Origin of the sequence: Paenibacillus sp. VTT E-133280, from assembly GCF_002264385.1 — a bacterium.
Classification (GTDB): Bacteria; Bacillota; Bacilli; order Paenibacillales; family Paenibacillaceae; genus Paenibacillus_AQ; species Paenibacillus_AQ nitricinens.
Map to the genome: position 1 here is coordinate 20,791 of NZ_NFUX01000064.1, position 22,290 is coordinate 43,080.

The window sequence follows — 22,290 nt, forward strand, 5'->3', positions numbered from 1 at the left end:
GAAAGCTGGTGAGTTTGTTTGGTAAGCAGCCCCCGCCTAAGGACGGGATATCTTCAAGAAATTCTGTAGGTCTGAGACTGAATGTTTTTTTCTTTGGCACTTTTTTTATTTTTTGTATTATTATCGTACGTCTTGCAGGTTTACAGTTTACTGAGGGAGCTCTGTTGAGTGAAGAAGAAACGAGCCGGGAAACGAAAATTGTTCCGCTCGCAGCGATGCGTGGGATTATTTTTGCTGCCGAAGGAGAGCAGATTGCCTATTCAACACCTACGGAGTCGCTTTACCTTACATTAACTAAAGATTACACAGCTAGAACGACAGATAAAGTAACAGGTGAGACCTCACTTACGGAGAAGGCGAAGTACAACTCCGATATGCTTGCAGTAAGGCTTGCAGCTGATTTTGCTAAATATGGAGATCCGAATGCACCGAAGCTGACGCAGCAAGATATCTTGGATTCATTAGATTTAGATTTCAAAAAGTATTTAGGTTATGTGCCGCGACGGATCAAGACTGGATTAATTCCAAAGGAAATAGCCTATTTCATGGAGCATAAAGACAATTATCCGGGGCTAACGATCGTGGAGGAGAGCGTTCGTCACTACGATAAAGATACGGTAGCGGTGCAGACAGTCGGCTTTGGAAAGCCATTTAAATCGACTGAAGATATAGCGATGTATAAGAATGTCCGTAGTGAAATGAAAAAAGATTCTCCCCCTGGACTTATGTATAATGCAGAAGAATATGTGGGGTTTGATGGTCTGGAAATGCAGTATCAACGAGAGCTACGAGGAGAAAATGGTTATCAGGTCATTTCGGTGACTCCTCAGAATATGGCTGAGAAGGTTGAACAGAACGTTGCTCCTGTAAAGGGGAATAATATTTGGATGACCCTTAATAAGAAGATTCAGATGAAGACAGAACAGGCCATATTGGATCAGATTAAATGGCTGCATACCAATGCTGTTCAAGGTGAGACGCATCCAGATGCTTTAACAGGATATGCCGTAGCCATGGAAGTGGAGACTGGAAATATTGTCGCCATGGCAAGCATGCCGGATTACGATTCAAATGTATGGACCAAAGACTCCTTACCGACACCTGTCTGGAATAAAATTATGAATAATCATCTAAATGGTACGATTACTTCGAATTCATCTGGTAGATCAGGTCATGATTTTAGTTCACTTGTGTTTATGGGATCTACGATCAAACCATTAAGTGTGTTAATTGGTTTAAATGAAGGTTTTTTTAATACCTCAACAACCTATTCAGATGTGGGCATTACTTATTTCGGTAAGGATAATAAATCATCCGTACGAAATTCATCGGGTCACGTATATGGTCCACTAGATCCAGCTAAAGCTATTAGAGACTCTTCTAACGTATTTATGATTGATATGGTGGGTAAGCAGCTTTACAAGAAATATCCGGGGGATAAAGGCATAGAGGTCTGGGACAGATATATGAAAGAATTCGGGCTGGGAGTATCAACGAAAAGTGGTCTCCCAGGCGAATCACCGGGCCAGATTAACTATACTGATCTTAAGGCCGCAGGCAGCTCGCAGGCCGCACTTATCTATGCTTCTTTTGGCCAACAGGGCAGTTATACTACATTGCAGCTTGCCCAGTATGCTTCTACGCTTGCTAATGAAGGGGTGCGTATTAAGCCTCAACTTGTTAGTAAGATCACGGATGCACAAGGGAAGTTGGTTAAGGAATTTAAACGAGAAGTGCTTAATACAGTAACATTTGACAAATCCTACTGGAAAGAGATCAAACAGGGGATGAGCAGTAAAGTTAGTGCTTTTGATGATTTTCCTTATGATTTTGCACGTAAGACAGGTACCTCTGAAAAAACAGATAGAAAAAATATTAACCGCGATAATGGGGTATTTATTGCTTTTGCTCCGCGAGATAATCCGAAGCTGGCCGTAGCGGTTGTTATACCAGAAGGGGGCTTTGGCTCCAACAGCGCTGCTCCGGTGGCTCGTAAAATTTTTGACGCCTATGATTGGGAGTACGGGCTCGATGGTGTGCCGAAAAAGAATGTTGCTCCTGCGTCAGGCCCCGTTCAAGAATAATTAGAGAAAAAGGAGAGAAATAAACTGTGAGTTTTTTCCGTAAGCAGGCCTCGCCTCCAGATGAGACCAACAGTAAAAGTTCCATAGGCCTGCGACTCAACGTGTTTTTCTTTAGCACGTTTGTTATATTTTGCGTAATTATTATACGCCTGGCTGTGTTGCAATTCGTGGAAGGACCCACTTTAACTGAAGTGGAGACAAGCAGAGATACCAAAAATGTACCGCTAGCTTCCATGAGAGGTGTAATTTATGCTGCTGAAGGTGAGAAGTTAGCGTACTCTACGCCGGTTCAATCGCTGTATATTACGCTTAATAAGGAGTTTACCGCCAAGCAAACAGATAAAATTTCCGGTAAAACTACTCTGACCCCTGAAGCGAAAGCTAAGTCAGATGCATTGGCGGCTAAGCTGGTAGCTGATTTCAATAAATACGGTGATCCAAAAGCTGAGAAAATGACAGAAAAAGATGTTATTGAGGCACTGGATTTATATTTCAGGAAATCACTAGGCTTTATGGCACGGCGAATTAAGGCTGATCTAACGACTCAGGAAGTAGCCTATTTCATGGAACATAAGGATGAATACCCAGGCCTTGAGATTGTCGAGGAAAGCATTCGTCATTACGACAAAGATACGGTTGCCGTACAGACGGTAGGTTATATCAAGCCTTTTAAATCAGCAAACAGCCTTAATATTTATAAGAATATCTTAAATGCAATGAAGAACAATCCGGAGCCAGGACTAACTTATAAAGACGACGAATTTGTCGGATTTGATGGCCTGGAGCTGCAGTATCAGAGAGAGCTTCGGGGACAAAACGGCTATCAGGAAATCTCCGTCAATCCACAGAACATGGCAGAAAAAGTCGAACGTGTAGTTCCTCCTGTAAAAGGCAATGACGTCTGGACAACCATTAATAAGAGCATTCAGATGAAGACAGAGCAGGCGATTATGGATCAGATTAAGTGGCTGCATTCCAATCCTGTACAGGGAAAAACGCATCCTAATGCTTTAACTGGTTATGCTGTAGCGATGGAAGTTGATACGGGGAATATCGTCAGTATGGCAAGTATGCCGGACTACGATACGAATATTTGGACATCAGGCTCCTTATCAACAGATGTCTGGAACAGTATTATGAATAACTACCAGAACGGAACCATTAATCCGATTTCTTCAGGAACTTCAGGGAATGGGCTTAGGTCTGTATTGCTATTAGGTTCAACGATTAAACCTTTAAGCGTTCTCGTCGGTCTGAATGAAGGCCTCTTTACACCTTCAACTTACTATTCAGATAGAGGTTTCGCGACTTTTGGTAAAGCTGGTCATGAAACCAAGGTAAGAAACTCTGGAGGACATGTGTACGGTTCTATGGACCCTGCAAGAGCGATTGAGAAATCGTCGAATGCGTTCATGGTTGATATGATCGGTAAACGATTGTATGACAAATACAAAAGCAAAGGCGTAGATATCTGGGATAGGTATATGAAAGAGTTTGGTCTTGGTGTATCCACGGGAAGTGGTCTGCCCAATGAATTCTTAGGACAGATTAACTATACCAATATAGAGGCGGCAGGTAGTGCCCAAGCGGCACTTGTATATGCTTCTTTCGGGCAACAAGGTAGTTATACAGTGTTGCAGCTTGCGCAATACGTAGCTACACTTGCTAATGAAGGACAGCGGATCAAACCTCAGCTAGTTAGCAAGATTACAGATGCTGACGGAAAAGTAATTAAGGAGTTCGGTCGTGAAGTGCTAGATGAGGTAACCGCCTTCGATAAATCCTATTGGAAAGAAATCCAACAGGGTATGCGAAGTGAAGTGAGTGCTTTTTCTAATTTCCCTTATGATTTTGCTCGTAAGACCGGAACATCCCAACAAGTGGCAAAGGGTCAAATTCGCGATAACGGTGTATTTATTGCCTATGCCCCACGAAATAATCCTAAGCTGGCCGTAGCCGTAGTTATTCCAGAAGGGGGCTTTGGTTCCCAGAGTGCTGCGCCGGTCGCACGCAAAATTTTTGATGCTTATGATTGGGAATATGGACTTGATGGCGTTCCGAAGAAGAGTCTACAGTCAGGTAATAATACGAATGATCCCGCGAATGAAGGAACGACTACAGGTACTCAGTAACTTCGACTCTAAGGTGAATAATGATTAAAAAATAAACAGCTGCTCTATTGAGAGCATAAAAGAATGGAGGGGTGGCAATGACTGCCAAATACCGCCTGCTTGCTTTGGATATGGATGGAACCCTACTGAATGATGAACAGATTATTACACCTACAACGGTGAAATGGCTTCAAAAGGCGGTCGACGCAGGCGTTCATGTCTGTCTATCGACAGGCCGGGCTTTTACAAGTGCATTTCCATATGCTGAGCAGCTTGGACTAGAAACACCTATGATTACTGTGAACGGTAGTGAGGTATGGCGAGCACCGCACGAAATTTATCGGCGATCCTTGATGGACCCTATGCTGGTACAACAAATGTATGAACTTGCTAAAGAAGATGACATCTGGTTCTGGGCCTATTCTACGGAAAAGGTCCACAAACAGGATAACTGGGATGGGGATGTAACGGGCAGAGAATGGCTTAAATTCGGTTATCACACCGAAGATGATGAGCTTCGTCATAAGCTGCTGCTTCGTCTTCAAGATATGGGTGGGCTGGAGATTACGAACTCCTCTCCGCATAACCTGGAGATTAACCCTCTTGGAGTGAATAAAGCAGCCGGAATCATGGAAGTCTGTAAGCTCCTAGGACTAGACATGTCCCAAGTTATAGCGGTTGGTGATAGTCTCAACGACCTTGCAGCGATTCAGCAGTCAGGGCTTGGGGTTGCCATGGGCAACGCTCAGGAGACGGTTAAAGAAGAGGCTGACGCTGTGGTGGCTTCTAATAATAATGATGGAATTGCAGAAGTCATTCAAAAATATATTTTTAATGAAGCTATTGCGAAGTGAATCCATAGAGCATATTTGCTATTAGGAGGTTAAGTATTGACGATCCTGGGTTGGATTCTTATTATTGCTTTATTTGCCGTAGGGCTAGCCGGGGCAGTGTATCCTATACTGCCGGGTGCACTTGCGATTTATCTTGCTTTTTTCGTATATGGCTGGTTCTTTTCTTTCGAGCCTTTTGGTGTTTGGTTCTGGATCATTCAAACGCTGATCGTTGTAGTTCTATTTATTGCTGATTACGTTGTAGGGGCGTGGGGCGTTAAGAAATTTGGCGGCTCACGTTCATCGATTATCGGGAGTACGATTGGGCTAATCATTGGTCCTTTTGTAATCCCAGCCTTTGGACTTATTATTGGTCCGTTTCTGGGTGCCTTTATAGGAGAATTGATCGTGGGTTCTTCACCAGCTAAAGCTGCCAAAGTAAGTGTAGGATCCATACTTGGGTTGTTTAGTAGTACTGTTGTCAAAATTGTGCTACAAATTATTATGGTCGTCCTCTTTTTTATATGGGTCGTCCGGTTTTAATTTTAACAGTGAAGAAGGGGAAATGGTTTGTCCAAGAAAGAGTCTTTCGTAAAAGGCACGCTTATCCTTGCTGCTGCAGCTTTGGTGGCAAGGGTACTCGGGCTTGTTCAGCGGGTGCCGCTGGATCATATTTTTGATGATGTGGGGAGAGCATCATTTGGGGTATCGAACAATATCTATTTAATGCTGCTCACCGTGGCTACAGCAGGTATTCCAAGTACGCTCAGTAAAATGGTCTCCGAGCGGTACGCTCTGAATCGTCCTGAAGAAGCGAGACAAGTATATCATGCAGCATTGATATTTTCAGTAGCAGCAGGGGTAATCATGACTGCCTTGCTGTACTTCGGCGCTCCGTTCTATGCGACACATATTGCTGACGTACCTGAGTCAGCGATGGCAGTTAGGGCTATTGCACCTGCACTTTTACTTTTTCCGGCAATTGCCATGATGCGCGGTTATTTTCAAGGGCGCAACAATATGATGGCCGGTGGTATTTCACAGATTGTAGAGCAGTTTGCTCGCGTACTAGTCGCTATTTTATTAGCTTATATTCTATTACAGCAGGGATATAACAATACAACTATAGCAGCAGGAGCATCCTTCGGTAGCGTAATTGGTAGTATTGCAGCATTTGGTGTCATGATTTATTTTGCAATCAAGCTGCGCCGAGAGGATAAACAGCAAGGATTAAATTACAATACCACTCAAAAATTGCCGATTTGGGGAATTTACAAGGATATTTTCACACTATCAATTCCGATCGTGCTCTCTTCACTTACGATTCCCGTAGTGAATGTGATTGATACTTCTTTGGCTGTTCCACTGCTTATCGATCAGATGGGGAGAGAGAGTGCAACAGCAGCTTTGGGTATACTAACCACGCGTGCACAAAGTGTGGCCGGAATTCCACCGGTACTAGCCATTGCGCTAGGTACCTCGCTGATTCCGATCATATCAGCTGCCTATGCCCGTCGTGATGAGGGACACTTGAAGAAGCAAATTACACTTGCTTTGCGGATTTCTATCCTGACAGGGATGCCAATTGTATTGGCGCTTGTGGCAGCGGCTTATTCTGTGAATGGGTTACTGTTCAGCAGCTTGGACGGAAGCGGAATTGTGGCGATGCTTACGATTGGAACGATCTTTCAGATCACCATGATGACAACGAACTCCATCTTGCTCGGTATGGGCAAATCACGTATTTCAATGTATTATGTGCTAGTGGGTATTATTGTTAAATTAGCCGCGAGCTTCTTACTAAGTAAGGTATTTGGGATCTACGGGATTATCGGCGCAACAGCACTTTGTTTCGTAGTCATTACTATTCTTAACTTACGGATGCTGAAATCCATTGTACCTTTCGAAATTATGGGTAAACGGTGGGGCGGCTTCGCAATTGCAGTTCTGGTGTCCGGTGGTATTGGTTTTGGTTTGAACCAAGCTGGAATTCTGTTAACAGATCTAATGCCTGCACGTCTGGCGTTTCTGATCACTTGTCTTGTTGTAGGGGCAGCAGTTGTTATTATTTATCTGGTCATGCTAATTGTACTGGGTGTGCTTACTAAACAGGAAATCTCCAGTTATCCGCGTGCATTGCAAAAATTGTTGAATCCGCTGATGAAATTACAGCCTGCGCGTGTTCGTATGCGAGAATAAGTTTGACTTCTGCATGACATTTTGCTTCACTTAAAGAATAGAAATTTGACAGATATGGAAGAAAGGACTGAATTAACAATGGACAAAATTAGTTCTCCTGGTGAATTTCAAGTAGCCATTCAATCTCCTCGATTAACTGTAGCCATCTTCAAGGCGGACTGGTGCTCGGATTGTAAATTTATCGATCCCTTTATTCCTGAGGTAGAGCAAGCCTATGCAGATCGTCTAACGCTGGTTGAGGTTGACGTTGATGCTGTAGGTGACGTTAGTCAGGAACAAAATATTATGGGTATTCCAAGCTTTGTAGCGTATTCCGATGGACGTGAATTGGTTAGATTCGTTAATAAATTACGTAAATCCCGCGAGGAAATTGAGAATTTCCTGGATAAAGCGGTTCAAGTGCATCAAAGCCTTCAACAGTAATTCCGGAAAACCACCGCTTTCGCCTGTTTGAGCAAAAGCGGTGGTTTTTTAAGATGCTTCTTCATTCCTAAAAACTGCGGGTGATATTTTTTGACGACAAATCAGTTGAAATGGCTTAGTTATCTTACTTGCCTTATCATGTTCCTCGCTGTACTAGGGGGAGCGGTAGTAACGAAGACTGGATCGGGATTGGAATGCGGAAATGAATGGCCGCTCTGTCATGGGAAATTAATTCCGGCTTATACTGTAGGTTCGATGATTGAATACACCCATCGCTTGTTTAGCGGCTTGGCTGGGTTATTGTCACTTGCCTCGATGTTTGCTTTTTGGCGTTATGCCCGAAATCGGAAGGATTTGTTAGCATATGCATTCATGACTTTACTGTTTGTAATTGTTCAAGGTGGTATGGGAGCGCTTGCAGTAATTAAATCCCAATCAGCTGCTGTGATGGCACTGCATATGGGCTTCTCCTTAATCGCTTTTTCAAGTTCTCTGATGCTGGCTCTCGGAGCTAAAAGGAGACATGAAGCAGGTGAGTACGATCCTAAGGTGGAGCTACAGAAGAAACCCGTCAGCAAGGCTTTCCGCAATTTAACCTGCTTAACGGCCTTATATTCCTATGTTGTTGTTTATATTGGAGCCTTTGTTAGTCATACGGATTCGCGCGGTGGATGTTCTGGCTGGCCGCTCTGTAACGGTGAATGGGTTCCCGAGCTTTCCGGGGGAGTAGGTATTGTTTTTACACACCGGATTGCGGCTTTGATCTTATTTATACTTACTGCGGTGCTCGGTCATTTAGCCTTTTGGAAGCATAAGGATTACCCAGAGCTAAGAGCTCTTGGCGTAGCTGCTGTTCTGCTATGCTTGATGCAGGTGTTTAGTGGAGCTGCTGTTGTTTACACGCTTGATAATGAAAGATTGTACATATTTGCCGCCTTGGCTCATATTTTGTTGATTGCCTGTTTGTTTGGTGTTCTATGTTATATGAGTGTAAGAGCCTGGCAGCTGAATCGCGCGAGAAATGTTGTTGTTGAAAAAAATAGAGCAAATCCAATGACACCGTTGTAACGCCCTTAGTAGAAAGTTCCCACCGTGGATAGAGTCGCTTTACCTGCGGAATAATAAGGTGGAAATCGGTATATCGTGGTGCTGGATAAAACTTTAGGAGGACTGGGATATGCTGCGGGTTATACTTGGAGAGCCGCCTCGAAAGAACAGTGGTGTATTGGCTGACGCGATGGAGAACATGGCCACATTTGCAGCCTTACTGCGCAAGGAAATGAACGCTCATGAGGATAATGACCATGAATACCGCAAGCTGGAGATTTGGACACGTGGACTGATCTCGTCACTGGATGAATTGGAGCAAAGCTGGTTCGCGGCCGCCTTTTACCGGAAATCGGTAATCGCTGGTTATATGGACGATATGTCACCAGTGGAACAAGGCGATTATGCGCGTTATGTTTATTTTTATAAAGATGGATTTATTCGTGTATTCTCTCTTCTGGACAAGCTTGGAACGGTGCTGAATCATTTTTATGACCTCAAAACCTCCAAATTAAAAACGCATTTTTCTTATTTTACAGTGCTGCGTCAACTTCAGTTATTGAATGTGCATCCTGCGTTAGCGGATCAACTGGAACAGATCAAGAACTCTTATCGTGATCCACTGGAGAATCTACGCAAGCGCAGAAATGCTGAAATTCATTATATGAATTCCGAAATGCAGGATGATTTATGGCAGCGACATCAAGGCTTGCATGACAAAATTCAGCTTGAGGATTTAGATAGCCATCTTGAGGATTTAAAGCAGTCCCTTGAAATGAACTGTAAAACATTAATCGCGGCATTCAGCTACAGCAATGAACAACTGCGTAAGGAAATCAGCAAGGCAAAGAGCATACAATCCTAAGCGTTCAAGATATTTCCTTTTGACAAAAAACAAGAAACTTACTATACTTATGCTTGCATTAAAGTCTGTACGAATTCAAACATAAAAATTTCATACTCTATATCTTATCGAGAGTGGCGGAGGGATAGGCCCGATGAAGCCCGGCAACCGATTTGTATACAGCGCGATTAGCGTTATATACAAATGTCATGGTGCTAATTCCTACAATGACGCAAGGTTTGTGGTCGTTGGCAGATGAGAAGGCATTGTCTAAATAAACACACAGAGCCTCTTGCGATCTGCATCGATCGTCGGAGGTTTTTTTGTATGGAATAAGTGAAATATAAAGGGGGCGACGAGCGTTGATTAATCTAAAAGGAATAACAAAGGTATTTGGAAAAGGCAGCCATGCGGCTACAGCACTTTCCGGATTGAATCTGTCTATCGAAAAAGGTGAAATATTCGGAGTCATTGGCCATTCTGGCGCGGGGAAAAGTACATTGATCCGATGCATTAATCTGTTGGAACGTCCGACAGAAGGAGAGGTTTGGGTTGATGGTGTAGAGCTAACCAGTCTTAGCCAAGCTCAGCTGCAGGAACAGCGGCGCAAAATTGGGATGATTTTTCAACATTTCAATCTGCTATCTTCAGCGACGGTGTACGATAATATTGCTTTTCCTCTGCGACTCACAGGCGTTTCGAGAACAGGTATTGATGCAAAAGTAAAAGACTTGCTTGCCCTAGTGGGGCTTGAAGATCACAAGGATAAGTATCCCTCTCAATTATCAGGAGGGCAAAAGCAACGGGTCGGCATCGCACGGGCACTTGCCAGCGACCCTGATGTGCTGCTGTGTGACGAGGCAACCTCTGCGCTTGACCCACAAACGACAGACTCTATTCTTAAGCTATTGCTCGATATTAATAAACGATTCCATCTGACCATTGTGCTGATCACTCACGAAATGCACGTGATTCAGAGCATCTGTGACCGTGTTGCGGTCATTCATGGTGGTGGTATCGTTGAGCAGGGTAAAGTGACGGAGGTATTCCTGAAGCCGCAGCATGAGGTCACCCGCGATTTCATTCGCAGTGAATCACAGAATGAGGGCCCCCTTCGTACGGCGCTTGACGCTGCTGCTGGGGAAAACTCTCAGGCCGTCAAAATTACCTTTTTCGGAGAGAAGACCTACGGCTCTGCCCTTTCCAATGTAGTACGTGAGACAGGTGTTAGCTTTGCCATTCTGCATGGTACCATCTCAACGATTAAAGACGTACCTTATGGGCAAATGATTGTTCGGTTCGAAGGACCCGCTGAAGCGATTGCTGTGACGATAGCTGAACTAACCGCTCAAGGGCTTGAAGTGGAGGTGATTTCGTAATGAATTTCGCAGATTTAAACTGGCAAGAAATGATGGATGCTACCGTTGCTACTTTGGAAATGTTACTATTTTCCGGAATATTCACAATTATTCTTGGTTTACCACTCGGAATTCTATTGTATTTATGGGGAAGATCGAATAGTATAGTAATCAGAGTAACTTACTCGGTCTTATCGTTCATTGTAAACATTCTACGATCCGTACCATTTATCATTTTGATGGTGGCATTGATTCCTTTTAGTAAAGCCGTTGTTGGTACCGCCATTGGTGTACTGGGCACGATTCCACCGCTTGTGATTGGTGCTGCTCCGTTTTTTGCCCGTCTGGTAGAGACGGCACTAAGAGAGGTAGACCGCGGAGTGATCGAAGCGGCACAAGGTATGGGGGCATCGACGAATCAAATCGTTATGCGTGTTCTTTTGCCAGAGGCTCGTCCAGGTCTGCTCGCCGGGGTTACGATCACACTGGTTACACTGGTCTCTTATACGGCCATGTCCGGGATGGTAGGCGGCGGCGGTCTAGGTGATCTAGCGATCCGTTATGGATATTACCGTTATGAGAAGGAAGTTATGATTATCGCTGTAGTCTTGATGGTCATACTGGTGCAACTGCTACAGATGGCCGGTGATCGACTAGTAAGACATTTTACACGGAAATAAGGTACGTCTATATATAGCCTTATTCATACAAATACCAAGGATAAGAGGGGGATTTAAAATGAAAAAATTACTACTTACTTTTTTTAGTCTGACATTGGTTGTGGTGCTAGCTGCTTGCGGCAATAACAATAATGCTTCTAACTCGGCTGCCACTAATGCACCTGAAAACGGTGCTGCAACTACAGAACCAGTGAAATTGGTGGTTGGTGCTTCACCTGTTCCACACGCTGAGATTTTAAAAGCTATTAAGCCATTGCTTGAAGCGCAAGGAATTACATTGGAAATCAAAGAATTCACTGACTATGTTCAACCAAACGTTCAGCTTTCAGAGAAGAATCTGGATGCTAACTTCTTCCAACATCAGCCTTACCTGGATGACCAGAATCAAAAGAACGGTTCGGATCTAGTTTCGGTTACAGCTGTTCATGTTGAACCTTTTGGTGCATATTCCAAGAAAATCAAATCCATCGACGAGCTGGCTGATGGTGCGAAAGTAGCCATCCCTAATGATGCTACAAACGGTGGTCGTGCACTGATCCTGCTTGCCAAAAATGGACTGATTAAATTAAAAGATGATACCAACATCACAGCTACTCAAGCGGATATTACTGAAAATAAGAAAAACCTTAAAATTATCGAGCTAGATGCAGCAATGTTAGGCCGTCAATTAGATGAAGTGGATCTTGCCTTGATTAACACTAACTATGCGCTGGAAGCTGACCTAGTGCCAACTAAAGATGCTTTGTTCATCGAAGGTACGGATTCCCCCTATGCTAACATCCTGGTAGCTCGTCCTGACAATAAAGATTCTGATGCAATCAAAAAGCTGGTCGCTGCTCTGAATTCTCCAGAAGCGAAGGCATTCATTGAAGAGCAGTATAAAGGCTCGATCATTCCAGCATTTTAAGACAGAAAGATAACTTATTCTCTATACAGCATAAAACCCGCTGCCTAATGGCATGCGGGTTTTATGCTGTATGTTGTAGGGAAAGTGTAAATCCTCTATAATAAGAAAATCCCGATCTCCTGAAGAGGAGGATCGGGAATGATATTGAATGGGATTAGAATACTTGCATAACTTCTTGTACGCCTTCTACTTCTTCAAGAAGGGCGCGTTCAATCCCGGCTTTCAAGGTGATCGTGGAGCTTGGGCAGCTGCCGCAGGCACCCATAAGTTTCAACTTCACAATGCCGTCTTCTACATCGACTAGTTCAACGTCACCGCCATCGCGCTGTAGGAACGGACGAAGTTTATCAAGCACTTCCAATACTTCATCATACATTTCGGTGCTTTGTACATTCTCACTCATTTCTCAATCACTCCTTTCGTAAGTTCATTATAGTACAAAAAGTTAAAAAATAAAATGGTTAGGCGGAATAGGGAGATCATCATGAGACCAATTATTGAATTTTGTGCCAGTAACATGGGTCACGGAACAGACAAGCTAATGCAAAAGCTGGAAGGAAATCCAGATTACGATGTGATCGAATACGGATGCCTGAACAATTGTGGGGAATGTTATTTAACTCCATTTGCAATGGTTGAAGGAGACATCGTTGCAGCAGATACGGTTGCTGAGCTCGAAGAGAAAATTGATGCTAAAATCAAAGAGCTAGAGGCTTGGTTCAATATGGACCTTGATTAAATGTTTTTTGTGGAAAATAAAGGGCTGCTCTTTTTCGTATTTATAACGGAAAAGAGCAGCCCTTAGGTTTATCCTAAAGTGCGTTTTGACATCCAGAGCACCCCGCTCTTAAGGATACGGGGAACCCGTCCTTTGACGGAGCGTTGGCCCATCAGACCAAATCCAGCTTTCTTGCCTAGTGAACCTAAGGTACCCTTTAGACGAATAGGATGAAGCTTAGGGGTCTCGCCGCGCCACATGGCTTGAATAACCTGAGCAACCTGCTCACCCTGCGCTCCTGCGGCTTGTGCGCTTGGAGCGAATGGCAGGCTGGCACAGTCGCCAATTACATACACTTCTGGATAATCAGGTACACGATAATATTCATCCAAAATGATCCGTCCTCCGCGATCCTTCGGGACTGTTAATTCCTGAACAACCTTCACCGGTTGAATCCCTGCGGTCCATACCGTAACATCTGAAAGAATTTCCTCTGTACCGTTAAAAAGCGCATCTTTCTCTACATGGGATACTGAGACACGTCCAAGTGTCTGTACTTGGTGGTGGTGAAACCATTCCTCCACGTACTGTGACAGCTTCGCAGGGAAGGCAGATAAGACACGTTCACCACGATCCAGAATAGCAATATTAAGATCTGGCCGGCTCTCCCGAAGCTCTGCCGCCAATTCCACTCCACTTAGTCCACCGCCTACAATGTTAATTGTTCCATAAGGCTTCACATCGTTTAAACGTTGGTAAGTTTCGCGTGTTCCTGCAAAGGTCTGGATACTGCAAGTATATTGATCAGCTCCAGGGATGTTATGGTAATTGTCGGTACAACCTAGTGCAATGGCAAGTATGTCATAAGACACAGTCTCATCAGGCTCCATTGTAATGATTCTACTCTCCAAATCAATGGAACTCACCTCACCGTAACGGATAGTGAGACGGGGATGAACCGGAAACTGGATCCGCAAGTGATAGTCAGTTACTGTACCCGCGGCAAGCGCATAATATTCCGTTTTGATTCCTTGATAAGGCATTCGGTCAATTAAGATAATTTCAATATCCTGAGGAAGGTGATTATTGAGCAATTCTTGAATTAGGGCCAAGCCGCCATAGCCGCCGCCCAGAACGAGTAGTGTTCTCATGCTGACCGAACTTCCTTTCCAATATAGGGTAACGGATCTAGGTAGTCTTTTATTCGTATACCTTTATCGCATTGTAGAACGTGTCACGTTCTACTGGAATTCGTCCAGCACCTTTTACTAACCAGATCAATTCATCGCGAGTGAGGCCTTCAGGTGTTAAGGCACCAGCCGCATGGCTAATGCGTTCTTTAAGAATAGTACCATGTACGTCAGAAGCACCGAAGTTCAGTGCAACTTGAGTAAGCTGAGGACCGATATTAATAAAGTACGCTTTGATGTGATCGAAATTATCCAGCATCAATCTGCTGATCGCAATCGTCTTCAGATCCTCATAAGCGGAGTTGCGGCGCATAATCCCTGCATTCTTGTTCTTAGGCTGCATAGATAATGGAATGAATACCATAAAGCCATTGGTTTCATCCTGTAGATCGCGGATCTGCATCATGTGCCGGATACGATCTTCATGAGATTCAATCGAGCCGTAGAGCATAGTTGTATGTGTCTTCATGCCAAGCTGATGTGCTGTCCGGTGAACTTCCAGATATTCTTCCACATTAGCCTTATCTACACGCATTTTTTTACGGTATTGATCAGATAATATTTCTGCGCCACCACCAGTAAGCGTCTTAAGTCCTGCTGCACGCAGCTGCTCCAGTACTTCACGAATACTCAATCCGCTAATTCGGGTGAAAAAATCGATTTCGGCTGCAGTGTATGCTTTTAAGGTTACCTCAGGGAAACGTTCATTCAGGGCTTTTAAAGAATCCACGTAATACTGGAAAGGAACCTTGTCATTATGACCGCCTACAATATGGAATTCGCGCACACCTGGATGAATATGCTGTTCGACATATTGCACCATTTCCTGACCAGAAAGGGTATATGCACCCTCTTCTCCATCATCTTTGCGGAAATTGCAGAATGCACAGTGAGATTCGCAAACATTGGTGAAATATAGACTCATGTTTTCGATAAAATATACCCTGTTGTTGTTCTTTGCGACATTGACTTCATTTGCTAACTGGCCAATCGTTAGCAGGTCGTTACTTTGATATAAATAAACGCCATCTTCTAAATTCAATCTTTCGCCGCCGCGAACTTTTTCAATAATGTTCATCATTCGGGCGTCTGTTTGGGGGGTGAAGAGAGTAGACATATAATAAATTCCTCCTGAAAGTTTTACGGGGTCCATTGCCCGCAGATAATTCCCAGACTTACCCAGACGGTAGCTGTTCATTCATGAAAATAAATCAGAGGTTTAGCCTCCGTGACAAATTTCCGAATTTTTACTTATGTTTGCCTTCCTTATTATAAACCTCTCTTATAAGGGGATCAACAGCTGGATATGGATGGCTTAATTTGGTGTGATAGGTCAAGCATAAGGCAGTTGTGACTTGAGGGGAATGGAATAGTCGGTTATACTGAGTTTATTAAGTATATATTTTTAAGAAAGTAACTTTTGGCCGGATGGCCTCTTAAACATAAGTTTTTTTCTTGTGAAGTCAGTCTAATCTATAGGAGGATATGATCATGATTAATATTAGCGAAAAGGCAGCAGAACAATTAAAGGCGATGCTTGCTGAACAAGAAGTGCCGAACATGTTCCTCCGTATTGGAGTAACGCCCGGCGGTTGCAGTGGATTCTCTTACGCTATGGGCTTTGATGATAATGAAACCGATCAGGACGTATATATGGACATCCAAGAGATGAAGGTTGTCGTGGAGAAAGAGAATCTTCGTTACCTGGATGGTCTCGAAATCGATTTTGAAGAATCCGGCATGACGGGCGGCTTCACCATCAATAACCCGAACGCTACGGCAACCTGCGGCTGCGGCTCAAGCTTCCGTACAGCTACGGATGCGGGGAAACCGAACGAAGAGCCTTGCTAATCGCGACGTTACGCCTTCAAGCCCCATGTTGATTTCTACAACACGGGCGTGGAGGCTTTTTTTTATTCTCAATGACAAAAGTCATCACAAGGAGCTCAAAGCATGCTAATTAGGAAATTAAACGCAGAAGAACAACCTCCCTTACATTTGTTGTTATTAGCCGATCCTTCCCTAAGTCTTGTTGAAGCGTATTTAAAAAGAGGGCAATGTTTTGTAGCTGAAGTGGAGAATTGCATTATAGGTGTCTATGTTTTGCTACAAACGAGGCCTGAGACAGTGGAGCTAGTGAATATAGCCGTTGATGAGAATCAGCAAAGTAAAGGGATAGGTAAGCAGTTGGTCTATCATGCGATTCAGAATGCGAGATTAGATGGTGCGAAGACAATAGAAGTGGGTACGGGAAATTCTAGCGTAGGACAACTGGCTCTTTATCAGAAATGTGGATTTAGAATTACCGGAATCGATAGAGACTTTTTTATCAGACACTACAGTGAAGAGATTGTTGAAAATGGGATCAAGGTAGTGGATATGATTCGTCTTTCGTTAGATATATGAGTGACATACAAGCAAAAGCCCTCCGATGGAATTCCTCGAGAGGGCTTTTGCTTGTTCCTGCGTACAATTAGGCTGGAATAATAAACTTGTAATTAATCATAAACACGATGAGCGCTGCGGCTCCAAGGGAAAAGGCAATACAGCCAGCACCCAGTGCTCTGCGTCTGTCTTTAATGAATTTTAAGCCGATAGCGCAGATCAGTATAGTCGTTCCAGCCAATACGATGGACATCCCAAGCATGGCCACCCAATATAATACCTCAAAAAACTGAGCCATTCCGAGCCCTCCCCGCGCTGTTTTTTAGCAAGCCTTTAATTCATTATTATAATAGTAGAATTTGAAAATGTAACCGCTATTAATAATACAACGATTTTGAAGATTATTCTAGTTATAGTGAACTCATCCATTGTGATTTAGATGTCGAATGTTCAGAGATAAGGTTCTACAAAATCTGCAATGATACCCTGCGGGGTTGAGAATGTTGTCGATACAAGCTCTATGCCCTTTTTGCTAAGAGCTTCTTCCTACACGGACAATCATACAAGAGGGCGGGGCCTTTTCTGAGTAATGTATAGGGTAGGCTGGAATGTGAAAGGAGGGAAAGGACGATGTCGGGAAGACAACTGGCTAGCAAATGGTTGAAGACAGAAGCATTGCTCAGTGACGCGAGGGTTTCTCATTATATACCAATGACGAGGGTGTATTCGGCTGACTCACTGTTAGCCATGCTCCGGAGATACGGAAATGTTGTTATTAAACCAATAGTTGGCGGTGGAGGCTACGGTGTAATTAAAGTGTTTCGGGATAGCCGGGGTTATGGATTTACTTATATGGACAGAACCCGAATTTACAAGGACTTTAGATCCATGAGACGAGCGCTTCATTTCGTCAAGGTTAGACGTAAATATTTGATTCAACAGGGGATTTCTCTCGCCAGAATTGGTGGGCGTCCTATTGATTATCGGGTCAAAGTAGTGAGAAATGGTGGTGTTTGGGAGTTTCGCTCTATGGTGGGAAGATTGGCCCGGCCTGGCCTTTTCGTAACTAATTTATGTAAAGGAGGCACGATGCTTTCTTGTCGAGAAGGGCTTCGCAGATCGTTGCCTCGAATTAAAGCCTCAGCGAAGAAAGCAGAAATGCGCAGGCTTACGCTAGTATGTATCGAACTGATGGAGCGGCATTTCCCGGGAATAGGCGAACTGGGTTTTGATTACGCCGTGGATTATTCAGGTAAAATATGGATTCTGGAGGTTAATACAAGACCTCAGTAAATTAACAAAAATTTTAGAATTGACGATAATAGAGTAGTAAGATAAAATTGCGTTTAGTTGCGTTCTTTTGGGGTAAATTATATTGTAATTTATTTACAATAAAAATATATTTTTAGCTGTATGCAAGTGGTTCAGTCCTGTGTATAACTATTATCCCCATATTCCACTGTGCAGTTATCACCTTTATAACGCTTACGCACATATTATACACAGGATTTCCACATGTACTTGTGGATAACGCGAACGCTTGTTCGAAAAATGATAGTTTGATATGATAGATTCAGATCCAAATACAGGAAAGGTAGATGAACGTTATGGTTGAATTGTCCGATGAGATGCTTCTAGACTCTTACCATAGAGCGATAGAACTGCAACTAGAGCATGATTTCATCGCTCTTCTACTCGTTGAGATTCGCAAACGAAACTTACACTCTCCAGTTCATGCGGTTCTTCATTAAAACAGCGCAAAGTATACCTTTGTAGCAGGCTACATATAAATAAACCGCGAGTCACAAACATAAAAGGGTATCCTGATAGGCTGGTATTGATAGGCCTGTCAGAATACCCTTTTTTATTGTAGTAGATAGAATTAGAGTTTCATATTACTACTGTGTCCTGGTGAAAGCTTGGCTTCCGGATCGATGTAGACTTTTGCGTTATTCACAGCCGTTGGGGCTTCGCCGAATCCAACAGCAATTAGCTTCAGCTTACCTGGATATGTGGTGATATCGCCGGCTGCAAAGATTCCCGGAATACTCGTTTCCATACGTGAGTCAACGACAATGGAGTTTCCTTCAATATCGATACCCCACTCTGCAATGGGTCCCAGAGAGGAAACAAATCCGAAATTGACGATTACACTGTCGACTTCGATTTCTTGTGTTTCCTTGGTCTTGATATGGGATAAGGTAACCTTAGTAATAAACTCGTCACCATGCAGTTCTGTAATTTCAGTAGGTGTAATTACGTTAACTTTGGAAGCCATCAGATTCTCTACACTGTGCTCATGCGCACGGAATTTATCCCGGCGGTGAATCAGGGTTACTTGCTCCGCGATCGGTTCCAGCATTAGTGCCCAGTCTACTGCGGAATCCCCGCCACCGCTAATCAGAACTTTTTTATCTTTAAAGGCATTTAAATCATTTACAAAATAATGAAGGTTGGCTTTTTCAAACCGTCCTGCGTCTGGCAGTTCTAAACGACGAGGTTCAAAAGCGCCTACGCCAGCTGTAATGATAATAGCTTTACTGTGATATTCTGCGACATCGGTTGTAACTACAAAATGGCGTTCGTCCCGTTTCTGAACAGAAATTACTTTCTCCTCCAGCCGGATATTCGATTGAAACATATCCATTTGCCGTGTCAGGTTGTCAACCAGTTCTTGTGCAGTTACTTTTGGGAAACCTGCTACATCATAAATGTATTTTTCAGGATAAAGTGCAGCAAGTTGTCCTCCCAATTGGGGCATACTTTCAATAAGTGTTACGGATGCCTGACGCATCCCGCCGTAAAATGCGGCAAACATGCCAGATGGACCGCCACCTATGATTAAAAGGTCGCTCATAGGAACGCCGGATTGCTCTTGTGTCACGGGATATTACACCTCCGAGTTGATATATTCATTTTGCCATACTTGTATTCTTTCTTATTATAAACATTGTGACACATACCTGCAAAGAAAGACTTTAGAACACAATAAGAATGTGACGTTTTTTAGTATTTTAATGTTTGATTAATAGTACACTAAGGTTTACAATGGATATGGTCAATTTAGAAATCCTTTAAGTTTGATTGGAATTTCTTCTAAATATAAGTGTATAAATTCACAAAAAGGACCGTACATTGTTTCAATAAAAAATACAAAGACAGATTTACCTCTTGGAAGGAGCCGGAACATGAGTAGTATTCCCAAAATCGTAATCTTAGGCGCGGGCTATGGGGGTATTTTGACCGCACAGCGCTTACAGAAGGCTTTGAACTATAATGAAGCGGATGTCACGCTCGTAAACCGTCACGAGTACCACTATTTTACTACCCATCTACATATGCCTGCCGCGGGTACAGATAGTATTGAACACACTCGGGTGTCTATTTCTAAACTAATCGATGAATTTAAGATCGATCTGGTTAAGTCATCTGTTCAGGAAATTCGTACCCAGCAGAAAAAGATTATTTTGGAGGATGGTACTCTTTCGTACGACTATCTCGTCATTGCTTTGGGCGGAGAGCCTGAAACCTTCGGTATTCCAGGACTTGATAAATACGCACTGACGATCCGGAGCATCAACTCCGTTCGTTTGATTCGTGAACATATTGAGTACCAATTTGCCAAATATAAGAACGAGAACAATGCTCAGGAGCATATTAATTTCGTAGTCGGTGGTGCCGGCTTTAGCGGTATTGAGTTTGTGGCCGAATTAGCTGACCGCATCCCTGGGTTATGCAAAGAATTTGACGTTGATCCAAGCATGGTAAATATATATAACATAGAAGCTGCTCCAACAGCTCTGCCAGGATTTGCTCCTGAACTTGTTGAGTATGCGATGAACTTGCTCACTAAGAAGGGTGTTACCTTCAAGATGGGTGTTGCGATCAAGGAATGTCTACCAAACGGCGTAATTCTGGCATCAGGCGAAGAGATTAAAGCTTCTACAATTGTCTGGACCGGCGGAATTCGCGGGAATCGTCTGATTGAAGCTGCAGGATTTGAAGCTATGCGCGGACGTGTGAAAGTAGATGAATATTTACGTGCACCAGGCCAAGACAATATCTTTATTATTGGAGACGGCTCCTTAATGATTAACCCGGAAGGCCGTCCTTACCCGCCAACGGCACAAATTGCTATGCAACAGGGAGAATGCTGTGCTCATAATTTGGTGGCTGCGATCCGTAATCAACAACCAAAGAAATTCGCATTCAGCAATAAAGGAACAGTCGCCTCACTAGGTAAAGGGCAAGGGATTGCTGTAGTTGGCAGCAAAACTTACAAGGGCTGGACCGCAGCTCAATTGAAAAAAGTTGTGGATATGCGCTATTTGTTCATTATTGGTGGGATTCCGCTGGTTCTGAAAAAAGGAAGATTCTTATAAGATGCGTCACTGCAGCGTGCAGGTGCGTGGACTGCTGACCCGAGAAGAATTGGATCGTTATAACGGACTGATTGAGGTTGGATCTTATCTGGAGGATCAGAATCAGTACGATCTAGCGTATGTTGTTCAAAAAGAAATTGATCTGCTCATTCTCCCTGGCATTGAACGCTTAAAGGAAAAAGGGCGAGCACGTGACCGGGCTACGGCTGAATATTTGGAAAGTCTGCGTGATGATGAAGATGGCAGCGAAGAGGATGAGGAAGCAGGAACTTCGTTATAGCATTTTAAAAAGGTGAGTCTCCATAAAGATCTGGAGACTCACCTTTTTTTGTTACAATTTAAGCATTTCCTCAAAAGAATCCTCAGTCAGCAGGTTGCCGACATAGAAAGGTCCGAATTCGCCGTAGCGGGCACTGACTTCGTCAAAGCGCATTTCGTAGACTAATTTCTTGAATTGCAGCGGATCTTCAGCGAATAGGGTTACGCCCCATTCCCAATCATCCAAACCTACGGAGCCGCTGATAATCTGTTTCACTTTACCAGCATAACCTCGTCCGATTAATCCGTGAGAAGCCATCAGCTCCCGACGTTTATCCATATCAAGCATATACCAGTTATCGGCGAGCTCGCGTTTCTTGTTCATTGGATAGAAGCAAATATGCTTCGCTTGCGGCAAAACAGGTTTTAGACGTGCGATAACATGCGGATTCTGCATAGGATCACTACCATCGCTGCCCCCCGCAAGGTAATTGCTTAATTCAACAATACTTACGTAGGAATAGGCTTTAGTTGTATATTGAGCAAAAGCGATTTTGTTAAAGGCCGTCTCAAGCTTGTTCAGATCTTCCAAGCTTTCGCGCAAGAACATCATTACGAAATCGGCCTTCTGGCCAACGATGGAATATACCGCGGAGCTGCCTTGTTTAGCTTCTTCGACAGGACTCCATTCTTGCATAAAAGCATGTAATTCTTCCAGAGCAACAGCACGTTCTTCGTCATCTGCTGCCGTCCATGCGGTCCAGTTCAGTGAGCGGAAGTCATGCAATGCATACCAGCCTTCCAGTGTCATAGCGGCTTCGTTCATGATCTCACTCCTTAAAAGTTTTACGAAGCATAAGCTTCGCTTGAT

24 protein-coding genes and 1 riboswitch are annotated in these 22,290 nt (G+C 43.6%); of the genes, 18 read left to right on the plus strand and 6 right to left on the minus strand.

The window, feature by feature from the left end:
• Positions 1 to 8: 8 nt before the first annotated feature.
• From CA600_RS23610 to CA600_RS23660, 11 genes are all read left to right on the plus strand, one after another.
• Complete coding sequence (locus CA600_RS23610; RefSeq protein ID WP_094873310.1) at positions 9 to 2,084, plus strand: peptidoglycan D,D-transpeptidase FtsI family protein; 2,076 nt, start codon at positions 9 to 11, stop codon at positions 2,082 to 2,084.
• 26 nt (positions 2,085 to 2,110) lie between these two features.
• Positions 2,111 to 4,216: a peptidoglycan D,D-transpeptidase FtsI family protein gene (locus CA600_RS23615; protein WP_094873312.1), complete on the plus strand. Its 2,106-nt coding sequence runs from the start codon at positions 2,111 to 2,113 to the stop codon at positions 4,214 to 4,216.
• 77 nt (positions 4,217 to 4,293) lie between these two features.
• On the plus strand, positions 4,294 to 5,049 hold the full coding sequence (locus tag CA600_RS23620) for a Cof-type HAD-IIB family hydrolase (protein ID WP_094873314.1): 756 nt from the start codon (positions 4,294 to 4,296) through the stop codon (positions 5,047 to 5,049).
• 36 nt (positions 5,050 to 5,085) lie between these two features.
• Positions 5,086 to 5,571, plus strand: coding sequence for a DUF456 domain-containing protein (locus CA600_RS23625; RefSeq protein ID WP_076285251.1), 486 nt, complete (start codon positions 5,086 to 5,088; stop codon positions 5,569 to 5,571).
• Between the two features lie 27 nt (positions 5,572 to 5,598).
• Positions 5,599 to 7,227 carry a putative polysaccharide biosynthesis protein gene (locus CA600_RS23630; RefSeq protein ID WP_094873316.1) on the plus strand — a complete coding sequence of 543 codons (1,629 nt, stop codon included), beginning with the start codon at positions 5,599 to 5,601 and terminating at the stop codon, positions 7,225 to 7,227.
• Between the two features lie 78 nt (positions 7,228 to 7,305).
• The gene (locus CA600_RS23635; RefSeq protein WP_042130904.1) at positions 7,306 to 7,650 is read left to right on the plus strand and encodes a thioredoxin family protein; all 345 of its coding nucleotides are present in this window, start codon (positions 7,306 to 7,308) and stop codon (positions 7,648 to 7,650) included.
• A gap of 90 nt (positions 7,651 to 7,740) precedes the next feature.
• On the plus strand, positions 7,741 to 8,718 hold the full coding sequence (locus tag CA600_RS23640; RefSeq protein ID WP_094873318.1) for a COX15/CtaA family protein: 978 nt from the start codon (positions 7,741 to 7,743) through the stop codon (positions 8,716 to 8,718).
• A 109-nt stretch (positions 8,719 to 8,827) separates the two neighbouring features.
• On the plus strand, positions 8,828 to 9,562 hold the full coding sequence (locus CA600_RS23645; RefSeq protein ID WP_094873320.1) for a Cthe_2314 family HEPN domain-containing protein: 735 nt from the start codon (positions 8,828 to 8,830) through the stop codon (positions 9,560 to 9,562).
• Between the two features lie 101 nt (positions 9,563 to 9,663).
• A riboswitch (SAM riboswitch) is annotated at positions 9,664 to 9,803 on the plus strand.
• 100 nt (positions 9,804 to 9,903) lie between these two features.
• Positions 9,904 to 10,920: a methionine ABC transporter ATP-binding protein gene (locus CA600_RS23650; RefSeq protein ID WP_094873322.1), complete on the plus strand. Its 1,017-nt coding sequence runs from the start codon at positions 9,904 to 9,906 to the stop codon at positions 10,918 to 10,920.
• Positions 10,920 to 11,579: a methionine ABC transporter permease gene (locus CA600_RS23655; protein WP_094873324.1), complete on the plus strand. Its 660-nt coding sequence runs from the start codon at positions 10,920 to 10,922 to the stop codon at positions 11,577 to 11,579. The genes CA600_RS23650 and CA600_RS23655 overlap by 1 nt, the downstream gene beginning before the upstream one ends.
• Positions 11,580 to 11,637: 58 nt before the next feature.
• Complete coding sequence (locus CA600_RS23660) at positions 11,638 to 12,486, plus strand: MetQ/NlpA family ABC transporter substrate-binding protein (protein ID WP_094873326.1); 849 nt, start codon at positions 11,638 to 11,640, stop codon at positions 12,484 to 12,486.
• Between the two features lie 154 nt (positions 12,487 to 12,640).
• Here the strand turns inward: CA600_RS23660 and CA600_RS23665 are convergent, their stop codons facing one another.
• Complete coding sequence (locus CA600_RS23665) at positions 12,641 to 12,889, minus strand: NifU family protein (protein ID WP_094873328.1); 249 nt, start codon at positions 12,887 to 12,889, stop codon at positions 12,641 to 12,643.
• A gap of 81 nt (positions 12,890 to 12,970) precedes the next feature.
• Between CA600_RS23665 and CA600_RS23670 the strand changes: the two genes are divergently transcribed.
• A complete protein-coding gene (locus CA600_RS23670) occupies positions 12,971 to 13,225 on the plus strand; it encodes a YuzB family protein (protein WP_094873330.1) in 255 nt (84 codons plus the stop codon).
• Positions 13,226 to 13,293: 68 nt separating this feature from the next.
• On the opposite strand, the gene CA600_RS23675 is transcribed toward CA600_RS23670, so the two are convergent.
• Entirely contained in the window at positions 13,294 to 14,355 is a 1,062-nt protein-coding gene (locus tag CA600_RS23675; RefSeq protein ID WP_094873332.1) for an NAD(P)/FAD-dependent oxidoreductase, read from the minus strand.
• A 49-nt stretch (positions 14,356 to 14,404) separates the two neighbouring features.
• Positions 14,405 to 15,511 carry an aminofutalosine synthase MqnE gene (mqnE, locus tag CA600_RS23680; protein ID WP_094873334.1) on the minus strand — a complete coding sequence of 369 codons (1,107 nt, stop codon included), beginning with the start codon at positions 15,509 to 15,511 and terminating at the stop codon, positions 14,405 to 14,407.
• 374 nt (positions 15,512 to 15,885) lie between these two features.
• Between mqnE and CA600_RS23685 the strand changes: the two genes are divergently transcribed.
• The gene (locus CA600_RS23685) at positions 15,886 to 16,245 is read left to right on the plus strand and encodes a HesB/IscA family protein (protein ID WP_042191575.1); all 360 of its coding nucleotides are present in this window, start codon (positions 15,886 to 15,888) and stop codon (positions 16,243 to 16,245) included.
• 102 nt (positions 16,246 to 16,347) lie between these two features.
• Positions 16,348 to 16,800: a GNAT family N-acetyltransferase gene (locus tag CA600_RS23690; RefSeq protein WP_094873336.1), complete on the plus strand. Its 453-nt coding sequence runs from the start codon at positions 16,348 to 16,350 to the stop codon at positions 16,798 to 16,800.
• A gap of 67 nt (positions 16,801 to 16,867) precedes the next feature.
• Here the strand turns inward: CA600_RS23690 and CA600_RS23695 are convergent, their stop codons facing one another.
• Positions 16,868 to 17,077, minus strand: coding sequence for a hypothetical protein (locus CA600_RS23695; RefSeq protein ID WP_094873338.1), 210 nt, complete (start codon positions 17,075 to 17,077; stop codon positions 16,868 to 16,870).
• A gap of 332 nt (positions 17,078 to 17,409) precedes the next feature.
• Between CA600_RS23695 and CA600_RS23700 the strand changes: the two genes are divergently transcribed.
• Together CA600_RS23700 and CA600_RS23705 are read left to right on the plus strand one after the other, a co-directional pair.
• Positions 17,410 to 18,072 (plus strand): YheC/YheD family protein, encoded by a 663-nt coding sequence (locus tag CA600_RS23700; protein WP_042191569.1) that lies wholly within the window; start codon positions 17,410 to 17,412, stop codon positions 18,070 to 18,072.
• A 314-nt stretch (positions 18,073 to 18,386) separates the two neighbouring features.
• Positions 18,387 to 18,530: a sporulation histidine kinase inhibitor Sda gene (locus CA600_RS23705; RefSeq protein WP_036685584.1), complete on the plus strand. Its 144-nt coding sequence runs from the start codon at positions 18,387 to 18,389 to the stop codon at positions 18,528 to 18,530.
• Positions 18,531 to 18,661: 131 nt separating this feature from the next.
• Here the strand turns inward: CA600_RS23705 and CA600_RS23710 are convergent, their stop codons facing one another.
• Positions 18,662 to 19,636, minus strand: a complete 975-nt coding sequence (locus CA600_RS23710; protein ID WP_094873346.1) for an NAD(P)/FAD-dependent oxidoreductase — start codon at positions 19,634 to 19,636, stop codon at positions 18,662 to 18,664.
• Positions 19,637 to 19,967: 331 nt separating this feature from the next.
• Here CA600_RS23710 and CA600_RS23715 point away from each other — a divergent pair, with 331 nt between their 5' ends.
• Both CA600_RS23715 and CA600_RS23720 read left to right on the plus strand, forming a co-directional pair.
• Positions 19,968 to 21,161, plus strand: coding sequence for an NAD(P)/FAD-dependent oxidoreductase (locus CA600_RS23715; protein WP_042130890.1), 1,194 nt, complete (start codon positions 19,968 to 19,970; stop codon positions 21,159 to 21,161).
• A gap of 1 nt (position 21,162) precedes the next feature.
• Complete coding sequence (locus CA600_RS23720) at positions 21,163 to 21,441, plus strand: hypothetical protein (RefSeq protein ID WP_094873340.1); 279 nt, start codon at positions 21,163 to 21,165, stop codon at positions 21,439 to 21,441.
• Positions 21,442 to 21,492: 51 nt separating this feature from the next.
• Here the strand turns inward: CA600_RS23720 and hemQ are convergent, their stop codons facing one another.
• The gene (gene hemQ, locus CA600_RS23725) at positions 21,493 to 22,245 is read right to left on the minus strand and encodes a hydrogen peroxide-dependent heme synthase (protein WP_094873342.1); all 753 of its coding nucleotides are present in this window, start codon (positions 22,243 to 22,245) and stop codon (positions 21,493 to 21,495) included.
• Positions 22,246 to 22,290: the final 45 nt, after the last annotated feature.